At 68.5% G+C, this 21,304-nt stretch carries 25 protein-coding genes; 11 read left to right on the top strand and 14 right to left on the bottom strand.

What is annotated here, in order from left to right:
• The first annotated feature begins 34 nt into the window (after positions 1–34).
• The gene (locus A5784_RS12325; RefSeq protein WP_064945190.1) at positions 35–649 is read left to right on the top strand and encodes a pyridoxamine 5'-phosphate oxidase family protein; all 615 of its coding nucleotides are present in this window, start codon (positions 35–37) and stop codon (positions 647–649) included.
• Here the strand turns inward: A5784_RS12325 and A5784_RS12330 are convergent.
• Positions 646–1,473: a GNAT family N-acetyltransferase gene (locus tag A5784_RS12330; RefSeq protein WP_156750516.1), complete on the bottom strand. Its 828-nt coding sequence runs from the start codon at positions 1,471–1,473 to the stop codon at positions 646–648. The two genes, A5784_RS12325 and A5784_RS12330, sit on opposite strands and share 4 nt — an antisense overlap.
• Positions 1,474–1,581: 108 nt before the next feature.
• Between A5784_RS12330 and A5784_RS12335 the strand changes: the two genes are divergently transcribed.
• Positions 1,582–2,931, top strand: a complete 1,350-nt coding sequence (locus A5784_RS12335; RefSeq protein ID WP_064945192.1) for a glycosyltransferase family 39 protein — start codon at positions 1,582–1,584, stop codon at positions 2,929–2,931.
• On the opposite strand, the gene A5784_RS12340 is transcribed toward A5784_RS12335, so the two are convergent.
• The 5 genes from A5784_RS12340 to A5784_RS12360 are packed head-to-tail and all read right to left on the bottom strand — an operon-like array spanning position 2,857 to position 6,379.
• Entirely contained in the window at positions 2,857–3,324 is a 468-nt protein-coding gene (locus A5784_RS12340) for a hypothetical protein (protein WP_064945193.1), read from the bottom strand. The two genes, A5784_RS12335 and A5784_RS12340, sit on opposite strands and share 75 nt — an antisense overlap.
• Positions 3,321–4,424 carry a molybdopterin-dependent oxidoreductase gene (locus A5784_RS12345; protein ID WP_064945194.1) on the bottom strand — a complete coding sequence of 368 codons (1,104 nt, stop codon included), beginning with the start codon at positions 4,422–4,424 and terminating at the stop codon, positions 3,321–3,323. Before A5784_RS12345 ends, A5784_RS12340 begins: the two co-directional genes overlap by 4 nt.
• Positions 4,421–5,062: a methyltransferase domain-containing protein gene (locus A5784_RS12350; protein WP_064945195.1), complete on the bottom strand. Its 642-nt coding sequence runs from the start codon at positions 5,060–5,062 to the stop codon at positions 4,421–4,423. Before A5784_RS12350 ends, A5784_RS12345 begins: the two co-directional genes overlap by 4 nt.
• Position 5,063: 1 nt before the next feature.
• Positions 5,064–5,720 (bottom strand): TIGR04282 family arsenosugar biosynthesis glycosyltransferase, encoded by a 657-nt coding sequence (locus A5784_RS12355; protein ID WP_064945196.1) that lies wholly within the window; start codon positions 5,718–5,720, stop codon positions 5,064–5,066.
• Positions 5,717–6,379: a glycosyltransferase family 2 protein gene (locus tag A5784_RS12360; protein ID WP_064945197.1), complete on the bottom strand. Its 663-nt coding sequence runs from the start codon at positions 6,377–6,379 to the stop codon at positions 5,717–5,719. Before A5784_RS12360 ends, A5784_RS12355 begins: the two co-directional genes overlap by 4 nt.
• Before the next feature lie 103 nt (positions 6,380–6,482).
• On the opposite strand from A5784_RS12360, the gene A5784_RS12365 reads away from it, so the two are divergent.
• The 3 genes from A5784_RS12365 to A5784_RS12375 all read left to right on the top strand — a co-directional run bounded on the left by A5784_RS12365 (position 6,483) and on the right by A5784_RS12375 (position 9,012).
• Positions 6,483–7,184, top strand: coding sequence for a response regulator transcription factor (locus A5784_RS12365; RefSeq protein ID WP_064945198.1), 702 nt, complete (start codon positions 6,483–6,485; stop codon positions 7,182–7,184).
• A 31-nt stretch (positions 7,185–7,215) separates the two neighbouring features.
• Positions 7,216–8,238, top strand: a complete 1,023-nt coding sequence (locus tag A5784_RS12370; protein ID WP_064945199.1) for a sensor histidine kinase — start codon at positions 7,216–7,218, stop codon at positions 8,236–8,238.
• A gap of 66 nt (positions 8,239–8,304) precedes the next feature.
• A complete protein-coding gene (locus A5784_RS12375) occupies positions 8,305–9,012 on the top strand; it encodes a DUF5666 domain-containing protein (protein ID WP_064945200.1) in 708 nt (235 codons plus the stop codon).
• On the opposite strand, the gene A5784_RS12380 is transcribed toward A5784_RS12375, so the two are convergent.
• From A5784_RS12380 to A5784_RS12395, 4 genes are read right to left on the bottom strand one after another with little or no spacing between them, the layout of a single operon-like run.
• A complete protein-coding gene (locus A5784_RS12380; RefSeq protein ID WP_064945294.1) occupies positions 9,009–10,136 on the bottom strand; it encodes an NAD(P)H-dependent flavin oxidoreductase in 1,128 nt (375 codons plus the stop codon). The two genes, A5784_RS12375 and A5784_RS12380, sit on opposite strands and share 4 nt — an antisense overlap.
• Before the next feature lie 33 nt (positions 10,137–10,169).
• Positions 10,170–11,213, bottom strand: a complete 1,044-nt coding sequence (locus A5784_RS12385; protein ID WP_064945201.1) for an NAD-dependent epimerase/dehydratase family protein — start codon at positions 11,211–11,213, stop codon at positions 10,170–10,172.
• A complete protein-coding gene (locus tag A5784_RS12390) occupies positions 11,210–11,986 on the bottom strand; it encodes an S-methyl-5'-thioadenosine phosphorylase (RefSeq protein WP_064945202.1) in 777 nt (258 codons plus the stop codon). Before A5784_RS12390 ends, A5784_RS12385 begins: the two co-directional genes overlap by 4 nt.
• On the bottom strand, positions 11,986–12,306 hold the full coding sequence (locus A5784_RS12395; RefSeq protein WP_064945203.1) for a hypothetical protein: 321 nt from the start codon (positions 12,304–12,306) through the stop codon (positions 11,986–11,988). Before A5784_RS12395 ends, A5784_RS12390 begins: the two co-directional genes overlap by 1 nt.
• A 47-nt stretch (positions 12,307–12,353) precedes the next feature.
• Here A5784_RS12395 and A5784_RS12400 point away from each other — a divergent pair, with 47 nt between their 5' ends.
• The 4 genes from A5784_RS12400 to A5784_RS12415 all read left to right on the top strand — a co-directional run bounded on the left by A5784_RS12400 (position 12,354) and on the right by A5784_RS12415 (position 16,407).
• Positions 12,354–13,220: a 1,4-dihydroxy-2-naphthoate polyprenyltransferase gene (locus A5784_RS12400; protein ID WP_064945295.1), complete on the top strand. Its 867-nt coding sequence runs from the start codon at positions 12,354–12,356 to the stop codon at positions 13,218–13,220.
• Between the two features lie 154 nt (positions 13,221–13,374).
• Entirely contained in the window at positions 13,375–14,271 is an 897-nt protein-coding gene (locus A5784_RS12405; RefSeq protein WP_064945204.1) for a type IV toxin-antitoxin system AbiEi family antitoxin domain-containing protein, read from the top strand.
• A gap of 124 nt (positions 14,272–14,395) precedes the next feature.
• On the top strand, positions 14,396–15,757 hold the full coding sequence (locus A5784_RS12410; RefSeq protein ID WP_064945205.1) for an MFS transporter: 1,362 nt from the start codon (positions 14,396–14,398) through the stop codon (positions 15,755–15,757).
• Positions 15,754–16,407 (top strand): response regulator, encoded by a 654-nt coding sequence (locus A5784_RS12415; RefSeq protein ID WP_064945206.1) that lies wholly within the window; start codon positions 15,754–15,756, stop codon positions 16,405–16,407. Before A5784_RS12410 ends, A5784_RS12415 begins: the two co-directional genes overlap by 4 nt.
• Here the strand turns inward: A5784_RS12415 and A5784_RS12420 are convergent.
• Entirely contained in the window at positions 16,385–16,756 is a 372-nt protein-coding gene (locus tag A5784_RS12420; protein WP_064945207.1) for a response regulator, read from the bottom strand. The genes A5784_RS12415 and A5784_RS12420 overlap by 23 nt on opposite strands.
• 183 nt (positions 16,757–16,939) lie before the next feature.
• Here A5784_RS12420 and A5784_RS12425 point away from each other — a divergent pair, with 183 nt between their 5' ends.
• Positions 16,940–18,475, top strand: a complete 1,536-nt coding sequence (locus A5784_RS12425; protein WP_082944810.1) for a GAF domain-containing sensor histidine kinase — start codon at positions 16,940–16,942, stop codon at positions 18,473–18,475.
• Between the two features lie 3 nt (positions 18,476–18,478).
• Here the strand turns inward: A5784_RS12425 and A5784_RS12430 are convergent, their stop codons facing one another.
• Together A5784_RS12430 and A5784_RS12435 are read right to left on the bottom strand one after the other, a co-directional pair.
• Positions 18,479–19,513, bottom strand: a complete 1,035-nt coding sequence (locus A5784_RS12430) for an aminotransferase class V-fold PLP-dependent enzyme (RefSeq protein ID WP_064945208.1) — start codon at positions 19,511–19,513, stop codon at positions 18,479–18,481.
• Positions 19,510–19,815 carry a DUF4229 domain-containing protein gene (locus tag A5784_RS12435; RefSeq protein ID WP_064945297.1) on the bottom strand — a complete coding sequence of 102 codons (306 nt, stop codon included), beginning with the start codon at positions 19,813–19,815 and terminating at the stop codon, positions 19,510–19,512. The genes A5784_RS12430 and A5784_RS12435 overlap by 4 nt, the downstream gene beginning before the upstream one ends.
• Before the next feature lie 48 nt (positions 19,816–19,863).
• On the opposite strand from A5784_RS12435, the gene A5784_RS38245 reads away from it, so the two are divergent.
• Positions 19,864–20,025 carry a hypothetical protein gene (locus tag A5784_RS38245; RefSeq protein WP_156750517.1) on the top strand — a complete coding sequence of 54 codons (162 nt, stop codon included), beginning with the start codon at positions 19,864–19,866 and terminating at the stop codon, positions 20,023–20,025.
• A 24-nt stretch (positions 20,026–20,049) separates the two neighbouring features.
• On the opposite strand, the gene A5784_RS12440 is transcribed toward A5784_RS38245, so the two are convergent.
• A complete protein-coding gene (locus A5784_RS12440) occupies positions 20,050–21,303 on the bottom strand; it encodes a MinD/ParA family ATP-binding protein (RefSeq protein ID WP_064945209.1) in 1,254 nt (417 codons plus the stop codon).
• Position 21,304: the final 1 nt, after the last annotated feature.

Raw genomic sequence — 21,304 nt, forward strand, 5'->3', positions numbered from 1 at the left:
ACAAGACGCTTGCCGACTTGGGCATCATGGATACATGCCCCAGGAAGTGACATCGGTAGACCAGCTGCGTGCCATCGTCGGGTTCCCCAACACGTACGTGGCCAACAAGGTGTCGCCGCGACTCTCCGAGGTCCAGCAGGACTGGCTGATGCACTCCCCGCTGGGCTTCGTGGCCACCACCGACGCCGACGGCCGCGTCGACGTCTCCCCCAAGGGTGACCCGCCCGGTTTCGTGCACATCATCGACGACACCACCATCGCCATCCCCGAGCGGCCGGGCAACAAACGGGTCGACGGGTATCTCAACGTGCTCCAGAACCCGCATGTCGGCACGGTGTTCCTGATTCCCGGCCGCGGCGACACCCTGCGGATCAACGGCACCGCCAAGATCCTTTCCGACGCAGACTATTTCGACGCTCTGGTGGTCGACGGCAAGCGGCCCATCCTCGCCCTGGAGATCGCCGTCGAGGAGGTTTTCTTCCACTGCGCCAAGGCATTCTTGCGCTCTGACGCGTGGAAACCCGAATCCTGGAACCCGACGGCTGTGCCCAGCGTGGCGCAACTGGCCAGGGCGTTCAAGCCGGACCTGAGCCAGCGCGAACTCGACGACTACTACAGCGAAGACAACCTGCGCAAAATCCTCTATTAGACAGCGGATTTCACCAGCACCGCGCGGGTGTAGAGCAATTGAAAGCCGCGCCGCTGCACGTTCTGCTGGGATTGCGAACCGGGTGCGGTGGTCACGACGGCGATGTCACAGCCCGCGGCCGCGGCGTCGGCCAGCCGGGCGGCGAGCAGCGCCGTCTGCACGCCGCGTCTGCGGTACGCCGGGGCCGTCGCAGCACCGGTGAGCTGGGCTACGCCGTCGGCGAAGCGGGCGCTGCCACCGCCGGCCACCGCGCCGTCGCACAACGCGATATACGCTGCGGCGCCCGCCTTTTCCATGTCCCGCTCAACGCGCTCGATGACATCGCGCGGGAACTCCTCATGGCTGGGCACACCGACACCGTCCGGGTGGGCGAACCCGTCGACCACCACATCCACCCACGCCGTCAGATCATCGGCGCGACGAACCTCGACACCTGGCACCGACTGCTCGTCGCCCGTCGGTACCCGCCCGAGAATGTCCTCGAACCCGGCCACGTGGTACCCCCGTGCGGTCAGCATCGCCGCGATCGCCGGATCCGCCAGAGTGGACAACTCCACCTGGGTGGCCGCACCGCGGCCGGCCATCATGTGTTCGACCTCACCGAGCAGCGCAGTGTCCGGCACCCCGTCGAAGCCGAGGCCCACCACCTTGTTCAGCGGTGAGTGGGGTTCGGCAAAACAGGCGTATCCGCCGGCCACCGGCACCGCGAGCACGTCGGCGCCGCGGCTCGCCGCTGCATGCGTCGCGGCGACGATGAGCTGCGTCTCGGCCCGCTCGATGCGGGCCGCCAGGTCAGTGCCGCAGAAGAGTACGTCGGTGTTCACGTCGCCCACGATCCCATCTGAATCGGGATAGTCGCCACCGGAAATTGGGTGAACGACGTCACCGAATGGTCAGACGCGGCCGCGCCTCGCCCGTTTAGGCTTGAGCGCATGCAGATCGGACGCCGGGAAGCTGTCGCGGTGGTCATCGGTCTGGTCCTGGTGGTCGCAGCGTTCGTGGTGCCGCACCTGCACTTGGGTATCGTCACCCCGCTGATCAACAGCACGGCCGCGCAGATTCACAGCTTCGCCGACACCGCACCGATTTTCGGCTGGTGGAACGCGCACGTCGGTTGGGGCACCGGCCCGGCGATCGCCATCGCGGCAGCCGCCGTGTGGTGGGGTCCGGCACTGGCACAGCGGCTTCCGTGGCGGGCTCTGCCCGTCGCGGCGTGGGCAGTATCGGGCACATGGGCGTTCTCGCTGGCCATGATCGACGGCTGGCAGCGTGGCTTCGCGGGCCGGCTCACCGCGCCGCACGAGTACCTGAACCAGGTGCCGACCATCACCGACATTCCTGAGGCGCTGCGCACGTTCTCGTCGAGAATCCCCGGCCATCAGCCTGATTCGTGGATAACCCATGTGTCCGGGCATCCGCCGGGTGCGCTGCTGACCTTTGTGTGGCTGGACCGCCTAGGACTGGGCGGCGGCGCGTGGGCCGGGTTGCTGTGCCTGCTGGTCGGATCCAGTGCCGCCGCGGCGATCGTCGTCGCAGCGCGTGCGCTCACCGACGAAGCCACGGCTCGGCGGGTCGCGCCGTTCGTGGCAGTGGCGCCGACGGCCATCTGGTTCGCGGTGTCGGCCGACGGGTATTTCACAGGTGTCGCCGCGTGGGGTATCGCCTTGCTGGCCTTGGCGGTACACGGCCGCCACCACATGGCGTGGGGGCTCGGCGCCGGGCTCCTGCTGGGCTGGGGCATCTTCCTGAACTATGGGCTGATCCTGATGGCGCTCCCCGCCCTGGCCGTGCTGCTCACCGCGTCCGATTGGCGGTCCGCGCTGCGGGTGCTGGTACCTGCCGCGGTGGCGGCGCTGGCCGTGGTGGCGGTGTTCCTCGCCGCGGGGTTCTGGTGGTTCGATGGTTACACCCTGGTGCAGCAACGCTATTGGGGCGGCATCGCTGCCAATCGGCCGTTCCAGTACTGGTCGTGGGCCAACCTGGCCTCGGTGGTGTGTGCCATCGGGTTGGGCAGCGTGGCTGGGATGGGCCGGCTGTTCGACGTGTCCGCGATTCGGCGACAACCGGGACTGCGGCTGGTGCTGATCGGCGCGCTGGTGGCGATCCTGTTCGCCGATCTCAGCATGTTGAGCAAGGCCGAGACCGAACGCATCTGGCTGCCGTTCACGGTGTGGCTCACCGCCGCGGGCGCGTTCTTGCCGCCGCGTTCAGCGCGACTCTGGCTGGCGGTCAACGTGCTCGGCGCTCTTGTGCTCAACCATGTCATCCTCACCAACTGGTAGCACGCGCTTCAGCAAGCCGTACCCCAGCACGCTCAACCACACCACAGCGAGGGAAACCGCCAGTCCGAGTGGATAATCGCGGTCCAACACCGTCGAGTTGTCGGGGCGCATACCGGGCCGGCCGTACACCGGGATCGCCAGCAGCACGAGCACCACGCTGCACAACACCGCCACACCGATGGGTGATCGCGAACCCGCGGGAATCAGCCGGTGCCCCATCCAACCCAGCGCCGCGCACAGCGGGGCGAAGACGAAGTCGTGCACGACGACGGCGACGAGCGCCCACACCAGGATCCGGACGATGATCACCGGCGGGTTCTCCCACACCAGCAACGCACCGTAGGCGCCCAGTCCGATTCCGACCATCGCCAGCAGCAGCCGCATCGCTCTCATCCCACCACCTCGATCCGGGACAGCCATTTCGTCTGCAGCACACCGGGTCTGCTCGGGGCGATCAGCCGGCACGGGTAACCGTGGTCGAGGTCCAGGGGTTCTCCGTTCAGTCGCAACGCGATCAGGGTCGCACTGTCGCGGGCATGCCGAGCCGGCAATACTGTGCGGGAGTACGGCCCCGGCGGTTCGAGTGAGATCATCCGCACGTCGGAGTCCGCGCCGCCACCGACCGTGGCGATCAGATCCGCCAGCACCACCCCGGCCCATTCCGCGTCGACGCTCCAGCCCTCGACACACGCCACCGGCAACCTTCGGGTGGTCTGCGGCAGGGCCGCGAGCTCGGCGACGGTGAAGGTACGCACCACAGCTCCTCTGGTCACCGTCAGCCGGTATTCGGGCGAGGTGGCGCTGCGCAGCACACCGGCCGCGATCGCGGACCGGTTCACCGGAACCGCCTGCGGCCCTTGCCCGGATCGCGGTGCGAGCACCGACACCCGGCGCAGCAACGGTACCGTCTGCCCCGCGGTCGCGATCGTCGCGAGCGCGACCGCCAGCCAGGTGCCGCGCAGCACGGTGCGCCGGGTGGGCCCTGGCGGCGCGTGCTCGGGCGACTCGAGCGGCTCGTCGAGTGCCCGGCGGATCACCGGCAGTTTGACCGCGAGGTGTACGAGAACTGCTCCTGCGGCGACGTAGGCCATGGCGTAGTGCGCGGTGGTGAAGAAGAACTTGAAGGCGTACCACTGCGCGATGTTCATCAGCCCGGTGGAGAGCTGAAACAGCATGGCGCCGACCAGAACCAGGATCGACAGCCGCTCCACCTGGCGCACGAGCCCACCGATCAGTGGGCGTTCGAACAGCTTGGGCCACACCGACCACAGCTTGACCACCAGCAGCGGGATGGCGGCGATACCCGAGATCACGTGCAGGCCTTGGGTCAACCGGTACAGCCACACCGGCCGGGTGGGCCAGAAAAACCAGGGCTGCGGGTGCTGGATGAAATGGCTGATCAGTCCCGTCACGAAGCAGACCGCCACCGCGACGCCGAGTGCCGCCCCGACCCGGACGGTCACGGCCGTGCCGCACAGCGTCACGGTACTCATGCCGTTTCCAAGACCGCGATCACCCGGGTGCCGACCGGATGGGTGGCCGTCACCGCGAGGCCGACGTCGTCGGCCAGCTGCCCCGCGCAGTCCAAACCGACCGTCGCCCAGCGGAACCAGGGACCGATGCTGTTCACCGACTCCAGCCGGACCCATGCCGCGTCGACTCCGGTTGCCACCGTGTCGAATTCGACCAGGCATCGGCCGCCCCGGCGCAGCAGCTCGCCGGCTCGCTGCAACACTCGCCACGGGTCACCGCCGAGCCCGACGTTACCGTCGGCCAGCAGCACCGTCTGCCATCGGCCGGTACCGGGCAGCGGTGCGAACAGATCTCGGCACAGCACCGGTGCGCCACTGCCCCGGGCCAATTCGGTGGCGGTGCGGGACAAGTCGACGCCGAGGGCGGGCAGCCCCCGCCGCACCAGGCCCGCGACCAACCGCCCCGGCCCACAACCGAGATCGAGCGTCGGCCCGGCGCACAGGTTCACGATGGTTTCGTCGAACCTGCTGTCGAACCGGCCGTTTGCCCTGCAGCCGCCCAGCCAGCTGTACACCGGCAGATGCCGCATGCCGCCGTCGGCGCGCCGGATCCAGCACTGTTCCCCGTCGAGCGCCTGGTCGTAGAGCTGTCCGTGCATGTCACATCCCCTGGGTCGCTCGGACGAACCGGCTGTCGAGAGCGCAGGCCCCGCGCACCTCGCCGATGTCGTCGACAGTGTCGAAGTCGGCCAGCTCGGCGGTCAGGGTCACCGCCGCACCGGTGTTACGCAGTGCGGCAAGGGTTTCTGCTCCGGTCTGCGGTGTCGACATCTCGACATCGGCGAGGCACGCCGCCGTGCGGCTGTCCTGCACACCGAGCACCCACCACCCGCCGTCGCGGGCCATGCCGAGCACCGCGTCGGCGTCGGACAGGGCGTCTGCGCACCCGTCGAGCAGGGCAGCGCTGACCTGTGGCGTGTCCATCCCGATCTGCAGCACCGGCAGCCCGGTCGCCGCGGCGGCGTCGGCGTGAGCGTTGGCAAGCCGTTCGGCGAAGTTCCGACCACGCTGGGGTACGACGATGAAATCCGCTAGCCGGGCGCGTATCTCGTGGCAGCGGCGGGCCTGCCCGAGGTCACCGGTCAGCGCCACCACGCGGGCCTGGACGGCGGCGGCGGCCGCCGCGTCGAGGGTGTCCAGCAGCGCTGCTGCAGCGATCTCGGCCGCGGCCTCGGCGCCGATTCCGGCGGCCAGCCGGGTCTTGGCAAGACCCGGAACCGGCGCCTTCGCAACCACCAGCACCACAACGGGTTTCATGTGATCGCCCGCCAGAAGTCCACTGCGGCAATCACACTGCCCCGCACCGATCCGCTCACCTTGGACTGACCTCCGGTGCGCGGCCCATAGGTCACGTCCCGCTCAACCACGCGCCAACCCGCCTGCCCCGCGCGAACCAACAGTTCCAGTGGATAGCCCGAGCGGCGATCCGTCACGCCGAGACCGATCAGCGCGTCGCGTCGGGCCACCCGCATCGGCGCGATGTCGTGCACCGGCAACCGGTACCGCTGCCGCAGCCGCCAGCACACCGCCGCCGTGCCGAGCCGGGCATGCCACGGCCAGCGCAAGCCGGCGACCGGCCTGCGCCTGCCGATCACCAGATCGGCGCCGCGATCCAGTTCCGCGATGAGCGTGGGTAACTCCCGCGGGTCCAGCGAGCCGTCGGCGTCGAGCACTGCCACGATCGGCGTCGCGGCCGCCACCACCCCCGCATGCACCGCAGAGCCGTACCCGGGGCGTGGCTCGGCCACCACCGCGGCGCCGAGCGAGCGGGCCACCTCGGCCGTGCGGTCGGTGCTGTTGTTGTCGACGACCAACGGCCGGTACCCGTCGGGCAGCGCGGCGAGCACACCGGGCAGCGACTGCTCCTCGTCCAGACACGGCAGCACCACGGTGACGAGCGCCGGTTCGGGGGCCATGGTTTCTGACGGTAGGCCGCGCCCGCCGCCGTGGCCAGCGGCCAACCATGACGAAACCGTGACATAGCCGCAGGTCGAGGCGCTGCCGCAGTAACCTCGAACAATGACCCGGGTACTCATCGCCGACGATGACACCGTGGTGCGCGACGTGGTGCGGCGCTATCTGGAACGCGACGGGCTCGACGTCTCGGTCGCGCACGACGGCACCGAAGCCATGCGGCTGCTGGACACCGTGCAGATCGACGTCGCGGTGCTCGACGTGATGATGCCGGGTTCCGACGGCCTGTCGCTGTGCCGAGACCTGCGGCGCGACGGCGACTACAGCATGCCGGTGATCCTGCTGACCGCGCTCGGCGAAGAGGACGACCGCATCGCCGGGCTGGAGGCCGGCGCCGACGATTATCTGACCAAGCCGTTCAGCCCCCGTGAACTGGCGTTGCGGGTGCGCTCGCTGCTGCGGCGCAGCTCCGGGCCCGTTGGGTCAGTGCCCGCGGAGCTCTCCGTCGACGATCTGCACGTATCGACCGCCGCACGCTCGGTCACCTTGGCGGGGCGCCCGGTGAGCCTGACCAACCGCGAGTTCGATCTGCTGGTGTTCCTGCTGACCAACAGCGACACCGTGTTCTCTCGCGAGGATCTGCTCAAACGGGTGTGGCGCTGGGACTTCGGCGACCTGTCCACCGTGACGGTGCACATCAAGCGGCTACGGTCCAAGCTCGGCGATCAACACCGGATCCAGACGGTGTGGGGACGCGGCTACCTGTGGAGTGGTGATGAGCGCTTGCGCGAAGATCAGAGGGTGTAGATGAGCGCTTGCGCGAAGATCAGAGGCTGTAGTGCAGAACCTCGCTGAGATCATCGGATGGGCGCTGGCCTGCTCGCTGCCGGTGGTGCTGGCCGGGGCGATCATCATCCGGTTTGCGCGGTCCTGGTCGCTGGCGGTGAGCATGGTGGTGCTGGTGCTGATCCCGACACTGGCCACGTTCACCGGGGTGCTCGGCGCCAGCGGGTTCATGATCACCGAGACGTTCGAGCAGACCGCGGTGGTGCTGGTGATCGTGTCGGTGGTGACCATCCCCGCGGCCGTCATGCTGGCCCGCTACCAGGCCCGGCGCACGGTGTGGGAACAGGAGATCCGCGATTCGGAGCGCGCCGCAGAGCATTCGCGACGCCAATTGGTGGCGTTCGTCAGCCACGATCTGCGTACTCCGCTGGCCGGTATCCGTGCCGTCTCCGAGGCCATCGCCGACGGCGTGGTCACCGACGACGAGGTCAGAACCCACGCCAAACACATTGAGCAAGAATCGATCCGGCTCTCGGAGATGGTCGACGACCTGTTCGAGATGTCGAAGATCAACGCGGGTTCGGTGCAACCGGTGCGCGAGCAGGTGGCCCTCGACGAGGTGGTGGCCGACGTGATCTCGGCGCACCGGATAGCGGCAGGCCGCGCAGGCGTGCGGTTGACGGCCGAACTGCCGGCGCAGCCTGTGCGGGTCCTGGGCAGTGACCGTGCCCTGGTGCGGGTGTTGTCGAACCTGGTGGCCAACGCCATCGCACACACCCCCGAGGGCGGGGCCGTGACGCTGACCCTCGGCGCGGACGCCGCCTGCGCATGGGCGCACGTCGACGACACCGGCGTCGGCATCGACGAGGCCGACCTGCCGCGCGTCTTCGACGTTGCCTATCGAGGCTCCAACGGCCGTGTGCCCCGCGCGGATTCGTCACTGCCGAGCGGTTCGGGGCTGGGGCTGACCATTGCCGCGGGCCTGGTCCAGGCGCACGGCGGCACGCTCTCGGCACGCAATCTGGACACCGGGGCACGGTTCGAGGTGCGCTTGCCGTTGGCGCTCGTCGACTAGCGCACACTCATCGGATTCATATCCACTGCTGAGCTCATCGACAGCTGTGACGCGGACCGTGGCCACATGGTCATCACATCTCGCCCCTCGCCCTACGCCGTCGTCGCCCTTGCCGGATTCGCCGCGCTCTCGTTGGCCGCATGCGGCTCGTCGAGCACATCGTCTGCGCCCAGCTCCGCGACCAGCGGCTCGACGCCGACGTCAGCCGCTGCCGCCCCCGCTCCCGCGCCCGGCGGCCACGACGGCAAGGACTGGGTGGACGGACTGGTCAGTGCCGTATCGGGCGGCACGGTGAACGTGACGGGACGACAGGGTCCGGCCACCATCAACATCACGGGGTCGACACGCATCGTCCAGCTCAGCGCCGCACAGCTCACCGACGTCACCCAGGGCGAGTGCATCCAGGTCCACCCCACCAAAGACAGCAGCAGCGCTCCCACAGTCACGGCAGCCGCAGTCCTCGTCGGTCAACCTGCCGGGAACCAATGCGGGCACAAGGGCGGCAATCAGCAACACGGCGTCGCCGGAACCGTCGCATCGGTCAACGGCAACTCGATCGTGGTCACCGAGGCCGACAACAGCACCGCAACGGTGACCGTGACCGCCAACACCCGATACGAAAAGCGTTCCGACGCAAACGCTTCGGCGATCGCCACCGGCGTGTGCCTGGCAGCCCACGGCACCAAGGACAGCAGCGGCGTCCTGCAGGCCGCCGGGGCGACTGTGCGACCGGCCGTCAACGGCAGCTGTGGCGGCGGGCGCCCGCAGCACTAGTCGGGCAGGCTGTTGCTCAGCCGTTCCGTGGCCGCCACATAGTCCTCGATGAACTCGCGGACGACCTCACGCGCCGGCTTCACCTTGTTCATCAGCCCGACGCCCTGCCCGACGAAGTAGGTCGCCAACGCTTGGGCACCCGGATGGCCTTGCGCGGCAAGCACATCGATGCGGCGAATGACGGGCTCGGCGAGCATGTTCTGCAGCGGCAACGGAAGTGTCTGGTGTCCAGCGGGATTCGGCTGCCAGGCATCGGTCCACTCGGAGACCAGCTGGCGCGCCGGCTTACCGGTGCGGCCCGTCGAGCGCACTGTGTCGCGCGAGGTGGCGGCAAGCATCTTCTGCACGGTGTGCGGCGCCGTCTCGGCCTCCTCGGTGGTCAGCCACACCGATCCCGTCCAGGCACCGGCGGCTCCCATCGCCACGGCGGCCGCCATCTGCCTGCCGGTCACGATGCCGCCTGCGGCCAGCACGGGAATGGTGCTGCCCATCTCGGCCAACGAATCGAGAACTTCGGGGACCAGCACCAGCGTCGACACCTCACCGCAGTGACCGCCAGCCTCGGTGCCCTGCGCGATGATCATGTCGACGCCGGCGTGCACCTGTTTGACGGCGTGCTCGCGCGCCCCGACCAGGGCCGCGACCGGGACACCGCGTTCACGCCCCGCGTCGATCATGTAATCGGGCGGCACACCCAGGGCGTTGGCGATCAGCTTGATCGGATGGCTCAGCGCGACCTCGAGGAGCTGCTGCCCGGTGTCCCCCGACAACGACGAACCACCCAGCCGGGGGTTGGGGTCGGGCTCGATGCCGTGCTGGGCGAGCAGTTGTGTCACGAAATCCCGGTATTCGCCGGGGATCCGGTCCGCCAGCTGGCTGCGGGACAGGTGCTCGCCCTTGCCCTCGAATTTCGCCGGGACGATGATGTCGGCGCCGTACGGTTTGCCGCCCACCTGCTGGTCGATCCAGCTGAGCTCGCGGTCCAGCTGCTCAGGCGTATAGGCGGTGGCGCCCAGGACGCCGAAGCCTCCGGCGTTGGTCACCGCGGCGACCACGTCACGACAGTGACTGAAGGCGAAGAGGGGAAAGTCGATGCCGAACTGCTCACAGATGGCGGGTTTCACCACGTCAGTATTGCCACGTGGAGTTGACGGGTGTCAAGAGTGGGTTGGTTGCCGCAGCGGCGCGAACGCGAACTCGGCCAAACCGTCGCGCGGGTCGATCGCGGCCCGGAAACCGAGCGTCTGTGCTGCGTGTGCCGGCGAGGCCACGATGTGGCGGACGTCGCCACTGCGGTACTGGCCGGTGACGACGGGCGCCTGCGCCCCGCGGGCCTCACAGAGCCGGGTCGCCACGTCCATGATCGAGATGGGCCGCCCCGAGCAGACATTGAACGCGTTGAAGCCGTCCAACCCCGCGTCGACCGCGGCGACGTTGGCGGCCGCGACGTCGTCGACGTGGACGAAGTCGCGCATCTGCCCGCCATCCTCGAAAACCCTTGGCTGCTGCCCAGATTCGAGCTGGGAACGGAAGATGGCCGCGACGCCCGAGTACGGGGTGTCGCGCGGCATGTTCGGGCCGTAGACGTTGTGATAGCGCAGCGCGACCACGGACCCGGCGCCGGACTCCACCCAGGCCAGCGCGAAATGCTCCTGCGCCGTCTTGCTGGCTGCGTAGAGGCTGCGGGGGCGCAACGGCGCGTCCTCGCTGACCAGCCGCCACCGCAACGGTTCTCCACCGATCGGGCAACGGTGCTCGAACACCCCCGCGTCCAGATCCGCGCGCGTGCGCGGCGCCGGATCGACCGGCCCGTGCTCAGGACAGTCGTAACCGCCCTGCCCGTACACCACCATCGACGACGCGAGCACCAGCCGCGTGCAGCCCGCGGCGTACATCTCGGCGAGCAGCACCGCCGTGCCCAAGTCGTTGTGCCCGGCGTACGACGGCGCGTCGGCCGCATCGACCCCGGCGCCCACCACGGCAGCCTGGTGGCACACCACGTCGACACCGTCGAGCAACGGTTTGAGTGCATCGCGGTCCCGGATGTCGACGATGTGACACTCCGGCGGAGCTTCGGCGCCGGGGCCGTGCGCTGCGGCGAGCATGGTGTCGACGGCGACGACCTCATGGCCCGCGGACCGCAGGGCGACCGCCGTCCGCGACCCGATGAAACCTGCCGCGCCGGTGAGCAGAACCCTCACGGCAACTCGAAAGGCAGCTTCACCCCGTCATGGGCCAGGCAGTGCGTGCACGTCCGCTCGACGTCGACGGCTTCCAGCGCCTCGTGCACCAACTTCTTGAACGGCACGATGTTCCGCTCGAATTCGGCGAACACGTCGACCGCTCTCACCCCTTCGCCGCTTTCGATGCCCGCGTCCAGATCGGTCACCAAAGCGATGGCGGCATAACACATTTCGAGTTCACGGGCCAGCACCGCCTCGGGGTAGCCGGTCATGTTGACCAGACGGAAGCCCTGGCCCGCGAACCACCGGCTCTCGGCGCGCGTGGAGAACCGCGGCCCCTGGATCACCACCATGGTGCCGCCGTCGACCACGCCGGGCAGCCCGGCCGCCGCGGCGCGCAGCGTCGGACAGTAAGGATCGGCGAAACTCACATGGATGCCGCCGGAATCGAAATAGGTGTCCGGACGCGCGCTGGTGCGGTCGACCAGTTGATCGGGCACCACCATCGACCCTGGTCCGAGATCGGGCGTCAAACTGCCGACCGCGCACGGCCCGAAGATGCGCCGCACCCCGAGCGCCCGCAGCGCCCACATGTTCGCCCGGTACGGCACGGTATGCGGCGAATACTCATGATTCACGCCGTGTCTCGGGAGGAACGCCACCTCATGCTGGCCGACGGTGCCGACCGTGATGGGTGCGCTGGGGGCGCCGTAAGGCGTGTCCAGGCTGACGCTGCGCGCGTCCGCCCCGAAAAACGTGTAAAAGCCGCTACCGCCGACGACTCCGAGCACTAGTCGGTCTTGTCGCCGGGGTCCTGAGTTTCGGGAACGTCGGTGGGCTTGACCTCGACGACGTCCTCTTCGACGTCTGCGATGTCTTCGACGTCTGCGGGGGCGTCCACGTCGAGATCGTCGTCGAGCTGGGCGCGGGCCTTCCGCGCACTGTCGCGGATCTCGAACGCATCGGTGGCCAGGCCGCCGATGGCCGCCGCCACGTCTTTGACCGCAGTCGTGATGATGTGGGTCACCTCACCCACGGTCGACGCCACGGCTTCGACGGATTCCTGCAGCACATCCTTGCTGATCTCAGTCTTGCTGAGCCGGTCATTCATGCCGCCAGTGTAGGTCTGTTCGCTTGAGTCCTCATACGATGGCGGCCGTGGCCAGTTTCGCTCAGTGGATCGAGGGCGCCCGGCCCCGCACCCTGCCCAACGCCGTCTCCCCCGTGATCGCCGGGACCGGCGCGGCGGCCTGGCTGGGCGCGGCGGTGTGGTGGAAGGCGCTGCTGGCTCTGGCCGTCGCGGTGGCCCTGATCATCGGCGTCAACTACGCCAACGACTACTCGGACGGCATCCGCGGCACCGACGACGTGCGATCCGGCCCGCTGCGGCTAGTCGGCTCGCGGTTGGCGTCGCCCCGCGCAGTCCTGACCGCGGCGCTGGTGAGTTTGGCGGTGGGCGCGGTCGCGGGCCTGGCGCTCGCCGCGGTCAGCGCGCCGTGGCTGATCGCCGTGGGCGCGGTATGTATCGCGGGCGCGTGGCTCTACACCGGAGGCAAGAAGCCCTACGGCTATCTGGGGCTCGGTGAGATCGCGGTCTTCATCTTCTTCGGTCTGGTCGCGGTGCTGGGCACGCAGTACACCCAGGCGCTGCGGATCGACTGGGTCGGCGTGGTGATGGCGGTGGTCATGGGCTCGCTGTCCTCGGCCGTGCTGGTCGCGAACAATCTGCGGGATATCCCCACCGACGCCGAGTCCGGCAAGATCACGCTGGCCGTGCGGCTGGGTGACGCCCGCACGCGGGTGCTGTACCAGGTGTTGCTGGGCGTGGCGCTGGTCGGAACGCTGGCGCTGACCACCGCCACCCCGTGGTGTCTGGTGGGTCTGCTGGCCACGCCGCTCGCGGTGCGCGCGGCCCGGCCCGTGCGGGGTGGCAGCGGTGGTGCCGGGCTGATCCCCGTGCTGCGCGACACCGGCCTGACGATGCTGGTGTGGGCCGTCGCGGTGTCTTTGGCGCTGAGTTTGTAGCGCGGGGGTTTCTAGCGCGAGCAGACATTTGGGTACCCGAACACCGGCGTGTCGGGGTGCCTGCGCGTCTGCTCGGCAAGAAGGGTGACCCGGTTATCCACAGATTGGCCACAGCGTCTTCACTCTCAGGCAGTGGGGCGGCCAGCATCGAAGGATGCCCAGAGCTGCAATCGATCTCGAGAACCTCTTCGCCACCCACGGCGGAGTGGCCAGCACCGCACAGTTGCGGTCGGTCATGTCGCGCAAGACGCTTGCGGCCCTTGTGCGTTCAGGGCAAATCCTGCGTGTCTGCCGGGGCGTCTACTCAGACCATGTCCCTGACACGATCGATCGGCTTGCGGCCCTGGACCTTCTGACCGGGACGCCGATTGTGGCCTGCATGAACACCGCTGCCGCGCTCTACGGATTCGCCACCGAGCACGACGACCGCATCCACATCCTCGATCCCGGACGCCGGATCCGACCCGACGACGGGCTCATGGTTCATCAGCGTGTCGGCGCACCGTTGAAGCACGTTTCCGGCCGGCTGGCCACCGCGCCCGCGTGGACGGCAGTAGAGCTCGCCCGCGTCCTACGCCGACCGCGGGCACTTGCCGTCCTTGACGCCGCGCTACACGTCGGCGCTTGCGACACAGCGGAATTGGAGGCCGCCCTGCGCGAACAGAAGGGCCGCAGGGGCATCGTTGCGGTGCGAGACCTGTTGGTTCACGCCGACGCCCGCGCCGAGTCGCCGATGGAGAGCGAGATGCGGCTGGTGTTCATCGACTGGTGCGTGCCGACGCCGGAGCTTCAATACGAGATCATCGACCGCCACGGCGAGCGCTGGCGCGTGGACTTCGCCTGGCTCGACGCGAAACTGGCCGCCGAATACGACAGCGTGGCATGGCACGCCACACCCGAAGGCTTCAAACACGACCGGCTGAAGGCCGCTCGGCTGCAGGAGTGTGGCTGGACCACAGTCTCTGCGACATCCGACGATATCCGCAGGCGTCCCGAGGAATTGGTGCGCCGGGTCCTGTGGCATCTCGACGGCGCCGCGTTGGCGGGCTGAGTTGCCTCGCGAGCAGACATGGCGGTACTGGAAGAGCGGCGTGTCGGGGTACCTGAGTGTCTGCTGGGCGATATCGAAGTAACGTTGCTCCTCAGTCAGACCGGCCGACCGTCTGGAGACGCGCATGACCGTTTCGACCGCACACCCGCCCCCGCCATCGGGCCGGGCGGCGACCCGCCGGGCCATCTGGAACACGATCCGCGGCTCGTCGGGCAACCTCGTCGAGTGGTACGACGTCTACGTCTACACGGTGTTCGCGACGTACTTCGAGAAGCAGTTCTTCGACCCGGCCGACCAGAACTCGACGGTCTACATCTACGCGATCTTCGCCGTCACCTTCGTCACCCGGCCCATCGGCTCGTGGTTCTTCGGCCGGTACGCCGACCGCCGCGGCCGGCGCGCCGCCCTGACCTTCAGTGTGTCACTGATGGCGTTGTGTTCGCTGGTCATCGCGTTGGTGCCGGCCCGCGACAGCATCGGTGTGGCCGCCCCGATCATCCTGGTGCTGTGTCGGCTCGTGCAGGGCTTCGCCACGGGCGGTGAATACGGCACGTCGGCCACCTATATGTCCGAGGCCGCCACGCGGGAACGGCGCGGCTTCTTCTCGTCGTTCCAGTACGTCACGCTGGTCGGCGGCCACGTGCTGGCCCAGTTCACGCTGCTGATCATCCTGACCGTGCTGAGCCCCGCGCAGGTCGGCGAATTCGGTTGGCGCATCGGATTTGCCGTCGGTGGCGTGGCCGCGGTCGTGGTGTTCTGGCTGCGCCGGACGATGGACGAATCGCTGTCCGAAGAACAGCTCGCAGCGGTCAAGGCCGGGCAGGACAGCAGCTCCGGGTCGATGAGGGAACTGCTCACCAGCTACTGGAAACCGCTGTTGCTGTGCTTCCTGATCACGATGGGCGGCACCCTCGCGTTCTACGCCTACAGCGTCAACGCCCCCGCGATCGTCAAGACCACCTACAAAGACCAGGCCATGACCGCCACGTGGATCAACCTCATCGGGTTGATCTTTCTGATGGCACTGCAACCGGTCGGCGGGCTCATCAGTGACAAGGTGGGGCGCAAACCGCTGTTGCTGTTCTTCGGGTTCGGCGGCGTCGTCTACACCTACGTGCTCTTCACCTATCTGCCTCAAACCCGTTCGCCCATCATGTCGTTCCTGCTCGTCGCGGTCAGCTACGTGCTGCTGACGGGCTATACCTCCATCAATGCGCTGGTGAAATCCGAACTCTTCCCGGCCCATGTGCGGGCGCTTGGCGTGGGAGTTGGCTACGCCCTGGCCAATTCGATATTCGGCGGCACCGCGCCGGTGATCTACCAGGCGCTCAAGGAGCAGCATCAGGTTCCGCTGTTCATCGCCTACGTGACGTTGTGCATCGCGATCTCACTGGTGGTGTACCTGTTCTTCCTCAAGAACAAGGCTGACACCTACCTGGACCGGGAGAAGGGCTCGGCATTCGGCACGGCAGAATCAATGAGATGAGTGAGCTGCGGGTCGTGGTGGCAGACGACGATGTGTTGCTTCGGGAAGGCCTCTCGAGCCTGCTCGAGAGGTCCGGTTTCGACGTGGTCGGCCAAGCCGGCGATGCGACGGAACTGCTTGCCCAGGTTCGGGATCAGAAACCGCAACTGGCCGTGGTCGACATCAGGATGCCCCCGACGCACAGCACAGAGGGGCTCGACGCCGCGAAAGTCATCCGCGACGAGTCCCCTGACACCGGCATTCTCGTGCTCTCTGCGCACGTCGAGGTCGAACACGCCACCGAGCTGCTTGCCAGCGGCCACGGTATCGGGTACCTGCTCAAGTCCCGGGTCACCGATGTCGCGGATTTCGTGGAGACACTGGAGCGCATCGCCAAGGGCGCATCGGTGGTGGACCCTGCGCTGGTGTCCGAACTGGTGTCCGCGCGGCGGCGCAACGATCCGCTCGCGGTGCTCAGTGCCCGCGAACAGGAAGTGCTCATGCTGATGGCCGAGGGCCGCTCCAACGCGGGCATCGCGCGGCGGCTGTGGGTCACGGAGGGCACCGTGGAAAAGCACGTCCGCAGCATCCTGACCAAACTGAACCTGGCCGAGACCGCAGACGATCACCGCAGGGTCCGCGCCGTCATCACCTACCTGGAAGCGCGGTAGCGACCAGATCCTCGATGGCCGCGGCCGACAGTGCGAACTTCGGCAGGAAGCCGGCCGCAGGGCTGCTCTCGATCATCTCGGTCAGGTCCTGCTCGGCGTATGTGGAGACCAGGACCACGACGGGCCGCCGCGGCAACTCGCTGCTCTGCAGCTGTTGTGCCAGGTCGAACCCGCTTTCCTGGCCGAGCATGACGTCGACGACCGCGACGTCGGGCTGCAGTTCGCGGCACAGCCGCACAGCCTCGCTGCTGTTGGTCGCGGACGCGACGACCTCGACGCCGCCGCGGGCCAGCATGCGGCACGCGGCGTCGCGGAAACCGGCGCTGTCATCGACGATGAGGCAACGCATGGTGTCTCCGGTGGCCAATCATGCTTACAGCGTCGCACCGGCGGGCCCCGGCGTCATTACCGCTAGCGGGAATTCCCGTCGCAGCTGAACCATCGGCGTCTGCACCACGTCATTACGTAGGTGAGTGTGGCCACCGCATTACCCGTGCTGTCCCCCGCGCGCTCCCGTGCCGTGGGTGCGCGGATGCTCGCGCTGCTGCTGCGCCCCAGCGCCCCGCCGGTGATGGCAGGTGTCGCGGTGGCGGCGGCGTTCATCACCGCCGAGACGCTGCTGTCCCTCGTAGTGCGCCGACTGGCCCCGGGCAGCGCATGCGGGGCGCTGTTCCTGTTCGGTGTGCTGGTGGTCTCCGCGGGCTGGGGTATCCGGTTGGCGGTGGCGACCTCGCTCGCGAGCGCCGCGACCTACGTGCACTTCCACATGCAGACCACCGGCGGGATGCTGCCCGCCCACGCCGAGGACGCGGTGGCGCTGATGATCTTCCTGCCGTTGGCGTTCTTGATCAACGTGCTGGTGGGGCAGGCGCGGCTGCGAACCATCGAGGCCAGAGCGGGCAGGCGCGCCGCCGATCTGGTCGCAGGCCAGCAGGCCGCGCTGCGCCGGGTCGCGACCCTGGTGGCCCGCGGATCCGGCCCCGAAGACGTGTACCCCGCGGCGGTGACCGAGCTGGCCGGCGGGTTGGGTATGGATCACGTGGCGCTGTTGCAGTTCGACGAGGACGCTGCAGCACCGGTGGTGCTGGCCTCTCGCGACCCGGTCGGGACACCCAAACTGGATGTGGGTGAACACTTTTGGCTCGACGGCTGCAGCGTGGCCGGTGCGGTGGCCAAAACCGGGGCGGCGGCGCGCATCGACGACTACGACGAGGTCGACGGCGCCACGGCGGCCCGCATCCGCGCCATCGGGATCCGCTCGGCCGTCGGTGCGCCGATCATCGTCGGCGGACAACTGCGCGGCGTGCTGGTGGCCGGTTCGACGCAACGCCACGCGTTCGGGGCCGAGACCGAAGCGCACGTCGGGGATTTCGCCGACCTGGTCGCCACCGCAATCAGCAACGCCGAGACGCGGGCCGCGCTCACCGCGTCGCGGGCCAGAATCGTGACCGCGGCCGATCAGGCGCGACGCGGATTCGAACGCGATCTGCACGACGGCGCCCAGCAACGCGTGGTGTCGCTCGGGCTGGCCGTGCGGGCCGTCGAGGCTGCGGTACCTGCTGATCAGCCCGCGCTGCGCCGCGACATCGCCCGGCTCGCATCGGGATTGGCGGCGTTGTCCACTGAATTGCAGGATGTTTCGCGAGGCATTCACCCGGCGATCCTGTCCAAGGGCGGGCTGGGCCCGGCGCTGCGTTCGCTGGCCCGGCGCTCCCCGATCCCGGTGGATCTCGACGTCGACATCACCCGGCCCGTGCCCGAATCCGTGGGCGTGGCCGCCTATTACGTCGTCGCCGAGGCGCTGACCAACGCCGCCAAACACGCCGAAGCCTCCGGCGTCGACGTGCGCGCCGTCACCGAGGGAGCCGAACTGGCCCTGTCGATCAGTGACGACGGCATCGGCGGCGCCACAACCGGAGCCGGATCCGGGTTGACCGGACTCACCGACCGGGTCGAGGCATTGAGCGGGCAGCTGAGCGTGATCAGCCCACGCGATATCGGGACCACGCTGACGGCACGGATTCCGCTGGGCTGCCTCGAGACTCGCCGTCCGCAGCTTGCGGGATGACGGCTACCGGCCGATGCCCAGCGCGTCGAGCAGCCGCTCGAGATCATCCTCGGTGTTGTACAGATGAAAACCCACCCGGACGGCCCCTGCCCGCATCGACGCGCGAATCCCGGCCCGCTGCAACCGCTCTGCCGCATCGGCGATGGGAATCGACACGATCGCCGAATCCTGGTCGGGCAGCTCGATCTCGGCCCGCAGCCGATTGGCCAGCCCGACCGCGTGTTGCTTGACCGCGACCTGATCCAGCGACGCGAGCCACGGCAGCGTCAGCCCCGCACCCAGCACACTGAACCAGGCCGGCGAGGCGTCGAACCGGCGGGCATCAGCGGCCAACCGCAGCGGCAGCCCGTAGATCGACTGCCAGGGCTGCTCGCCGGCGTACCAGTTGGCCGCATGCGGTGTCATGGTCGCAGCCACGCGCTCGCTCAACGACATCCACGCGGTGCCGCGCGGCGACAGCAGCCACTTGTACACCGCGGCCACCGTGACATCCACCCAGCTGACATCCGGGCATGCCCAGCCGAGGGCCTGCGTCAGGTCGACGACGGTGAGGGTGTCGGCGCCGTGCACCGCCGCGCGCAACGCCTCAAGATCCAGCACGGCTCCGTTGGCCGACTGCACGAGGCTGACTGACACGACATCGAAGTCCGCGGCGCGATCAATGAGTTCGGTGGGCGTCAGCTCGGTGACGGTGATGCCGCGGCCCTGCGCCGCGAACGGGAAGGTGGTGCTGGTGAATTCGCCCGCAAGCACGGCGACGCGGCTGCCGTCGGGAACGGCGGCGGCGACCAGACCGAGTGCCGCCGAGACGTTCCCGGCCATCGCCACCGACTCGACAGGAACCCCGGCCAGCTGCGCATAACCGGCCCGCCCGGCGCGCACGGGTTCGTCGAACGACGCGGGTTGCATGGTGCCGGCCTGCCACTCGGCGAGGCAGCCGTGCAGGGCGTCGAGCAAGAACTGCGGGGGCAGCCCGAACGTGGGTGTGTTGAGAAACCCTTCGGCACCGGCGAATTCGGCGCCGAAGGCGGTTCTCACGACTTCGGGTCCTCGCCGCGCAGCCGGGCTTGAAGCTGCTCCCGGTCCGTGCGCCGACGCTCGTCGAGGGCCGCGATGGACGCGGTGGCACGCTCCCGCAACGGGCGGAACAACCAAATGCCCAGCGGCAGCGCGATCACCAACGCGAACAACAACGCCACGACGATCGGGAACTCACGCACACCGAGCAGGTGGCCGCCTGCGAAGATCACTCCCGCGAGCACCGCGACGAGCGCCAACCGGGCCCCGACGTAAACCAACACATCGGCGACCAACCGGGCCACCGGACGACTTCCTGACACCACCTGAGCCTACCGACGACGCGTATATTCAGGTAAAGGAGGTTTCGAGTGGCTTACCTACTCCTGTTGCTCGTCTTGGGCTGCCTGGTCTACGTCGGATGGCGGCTGGCACGGGCGGCGGCGACCAGACCCAAGACTCGCGTGATCGGCCCCGACGACGATCCCGAATTCTTGCGCAGGCTCGGACACGGCGACAACCCGCGACCCTAGGCGGCCGCGGGTTCGTGCAGCACGTCAGCCGCGCAGTTCACTGCGGCTCTGCCGCGGCTTGGCAAAGTCACTGGCGACCACCGCAGCCAACTCGATCAGCGCTTCGCGCGTCTTCGGCTTGAGCCGCTCCAAGCTGATCTCCGCGCCCTCCTCCAAATGCGGGTCGAACGGCACCAGCCGCACCGCACGGCACCGCCGCGAGAAGTGATCCACCACCTTCGACAGATCCACCTTGCCCGACCGCGGCCGCACCGCGTTGACCACCGCGACCGCATTGCGGACCAGATCCTGATGCCCGTGTGCGTCGAGCCAGTCCAACGTTGCCGAGGCGCTGCGCGCCCCGTCGACCGAGCCGGAGCTGATCACGATCAGCACGTCGGCCTTGGACAACACCGCCGACATCGCCGAGTGCATCAGGCCGGTGCCGCAGTCGGTCAGGACCAGGCTGTAGAACCGCTCGAGCACCTCCAGCGTGCGCACGTAATCGTCGGAGCTGAACGCCTCCGACACCGCGGGATCGCTTTCTGAGGCGAGCACCTCCAGCCGGCTCGGCCCCTGGGAGGTATAGGCCCGCACATCGCTGTACCGCTCGATGCCCTCGGCGTCGCGCAGCAGGTGGCGCACCGTCGCCGCGGTCTCCAGCGGCACCTTCTGGCTCAGCGTGCCCCGATCCGGGTTGGCGTCCACGGCCACCACCCGGTCACCGCGGATGGAGGCGAACGTGGCGCCCAGCGTCGCGGTGATCGTGGTCTTGCCGACGCCGCCCTTGAGCGACAGCAGCGCGATGCGGTAGCAGCCCTGCAGCGGTTGACGCACCTCGGCCAGCAGATCGTTGTGGTGGTTGACCTTGGGGCTCTCCCCGACGTTGACGAGCTTGAACGTCGACAGGTACAGCAGCTTGCGCCAACCCGATGACGGCGGGTTCTTGCGCTGCCCGAGCAGTGCCGTGGTCGACAGATCGCGGTACGGGGACGAGAAATCGGGCTGCGCGGGCTGGGCAGGCTGCGCCGGCTGAGCCGGTGCCGCGTGCAGTGCCGGTGCTACGCGCGGTGCCTCGACGACGGGAACTCCGTGCGGTGGGGTCGGGGCCGTCCACTCCGGCGGCGGCGCCGCGCTGGTCGACGGGTCGCTGAAACGCTGCTGCCCGCGAAAACCGGACACAGCCGATGCCGGTTGGTCGGCTACCTGCGTCGGAGGGAGCCCGGCGTGGCTGATGGTCGGCTCGTCCGGTGCGGTCGTGGACACATCCACCGTGCCGTGTTCAGTTGACTCGGACATG

This window comes from Mycobacterium sp. 852013-50091_SCH5140682 (assembly GCF_001665685.1).
Lineage (GTDB): Bacteria > Actinomycetota > Actinomycetes > Mycobacteriales > Mycobacteriaceae > Mycobacterium.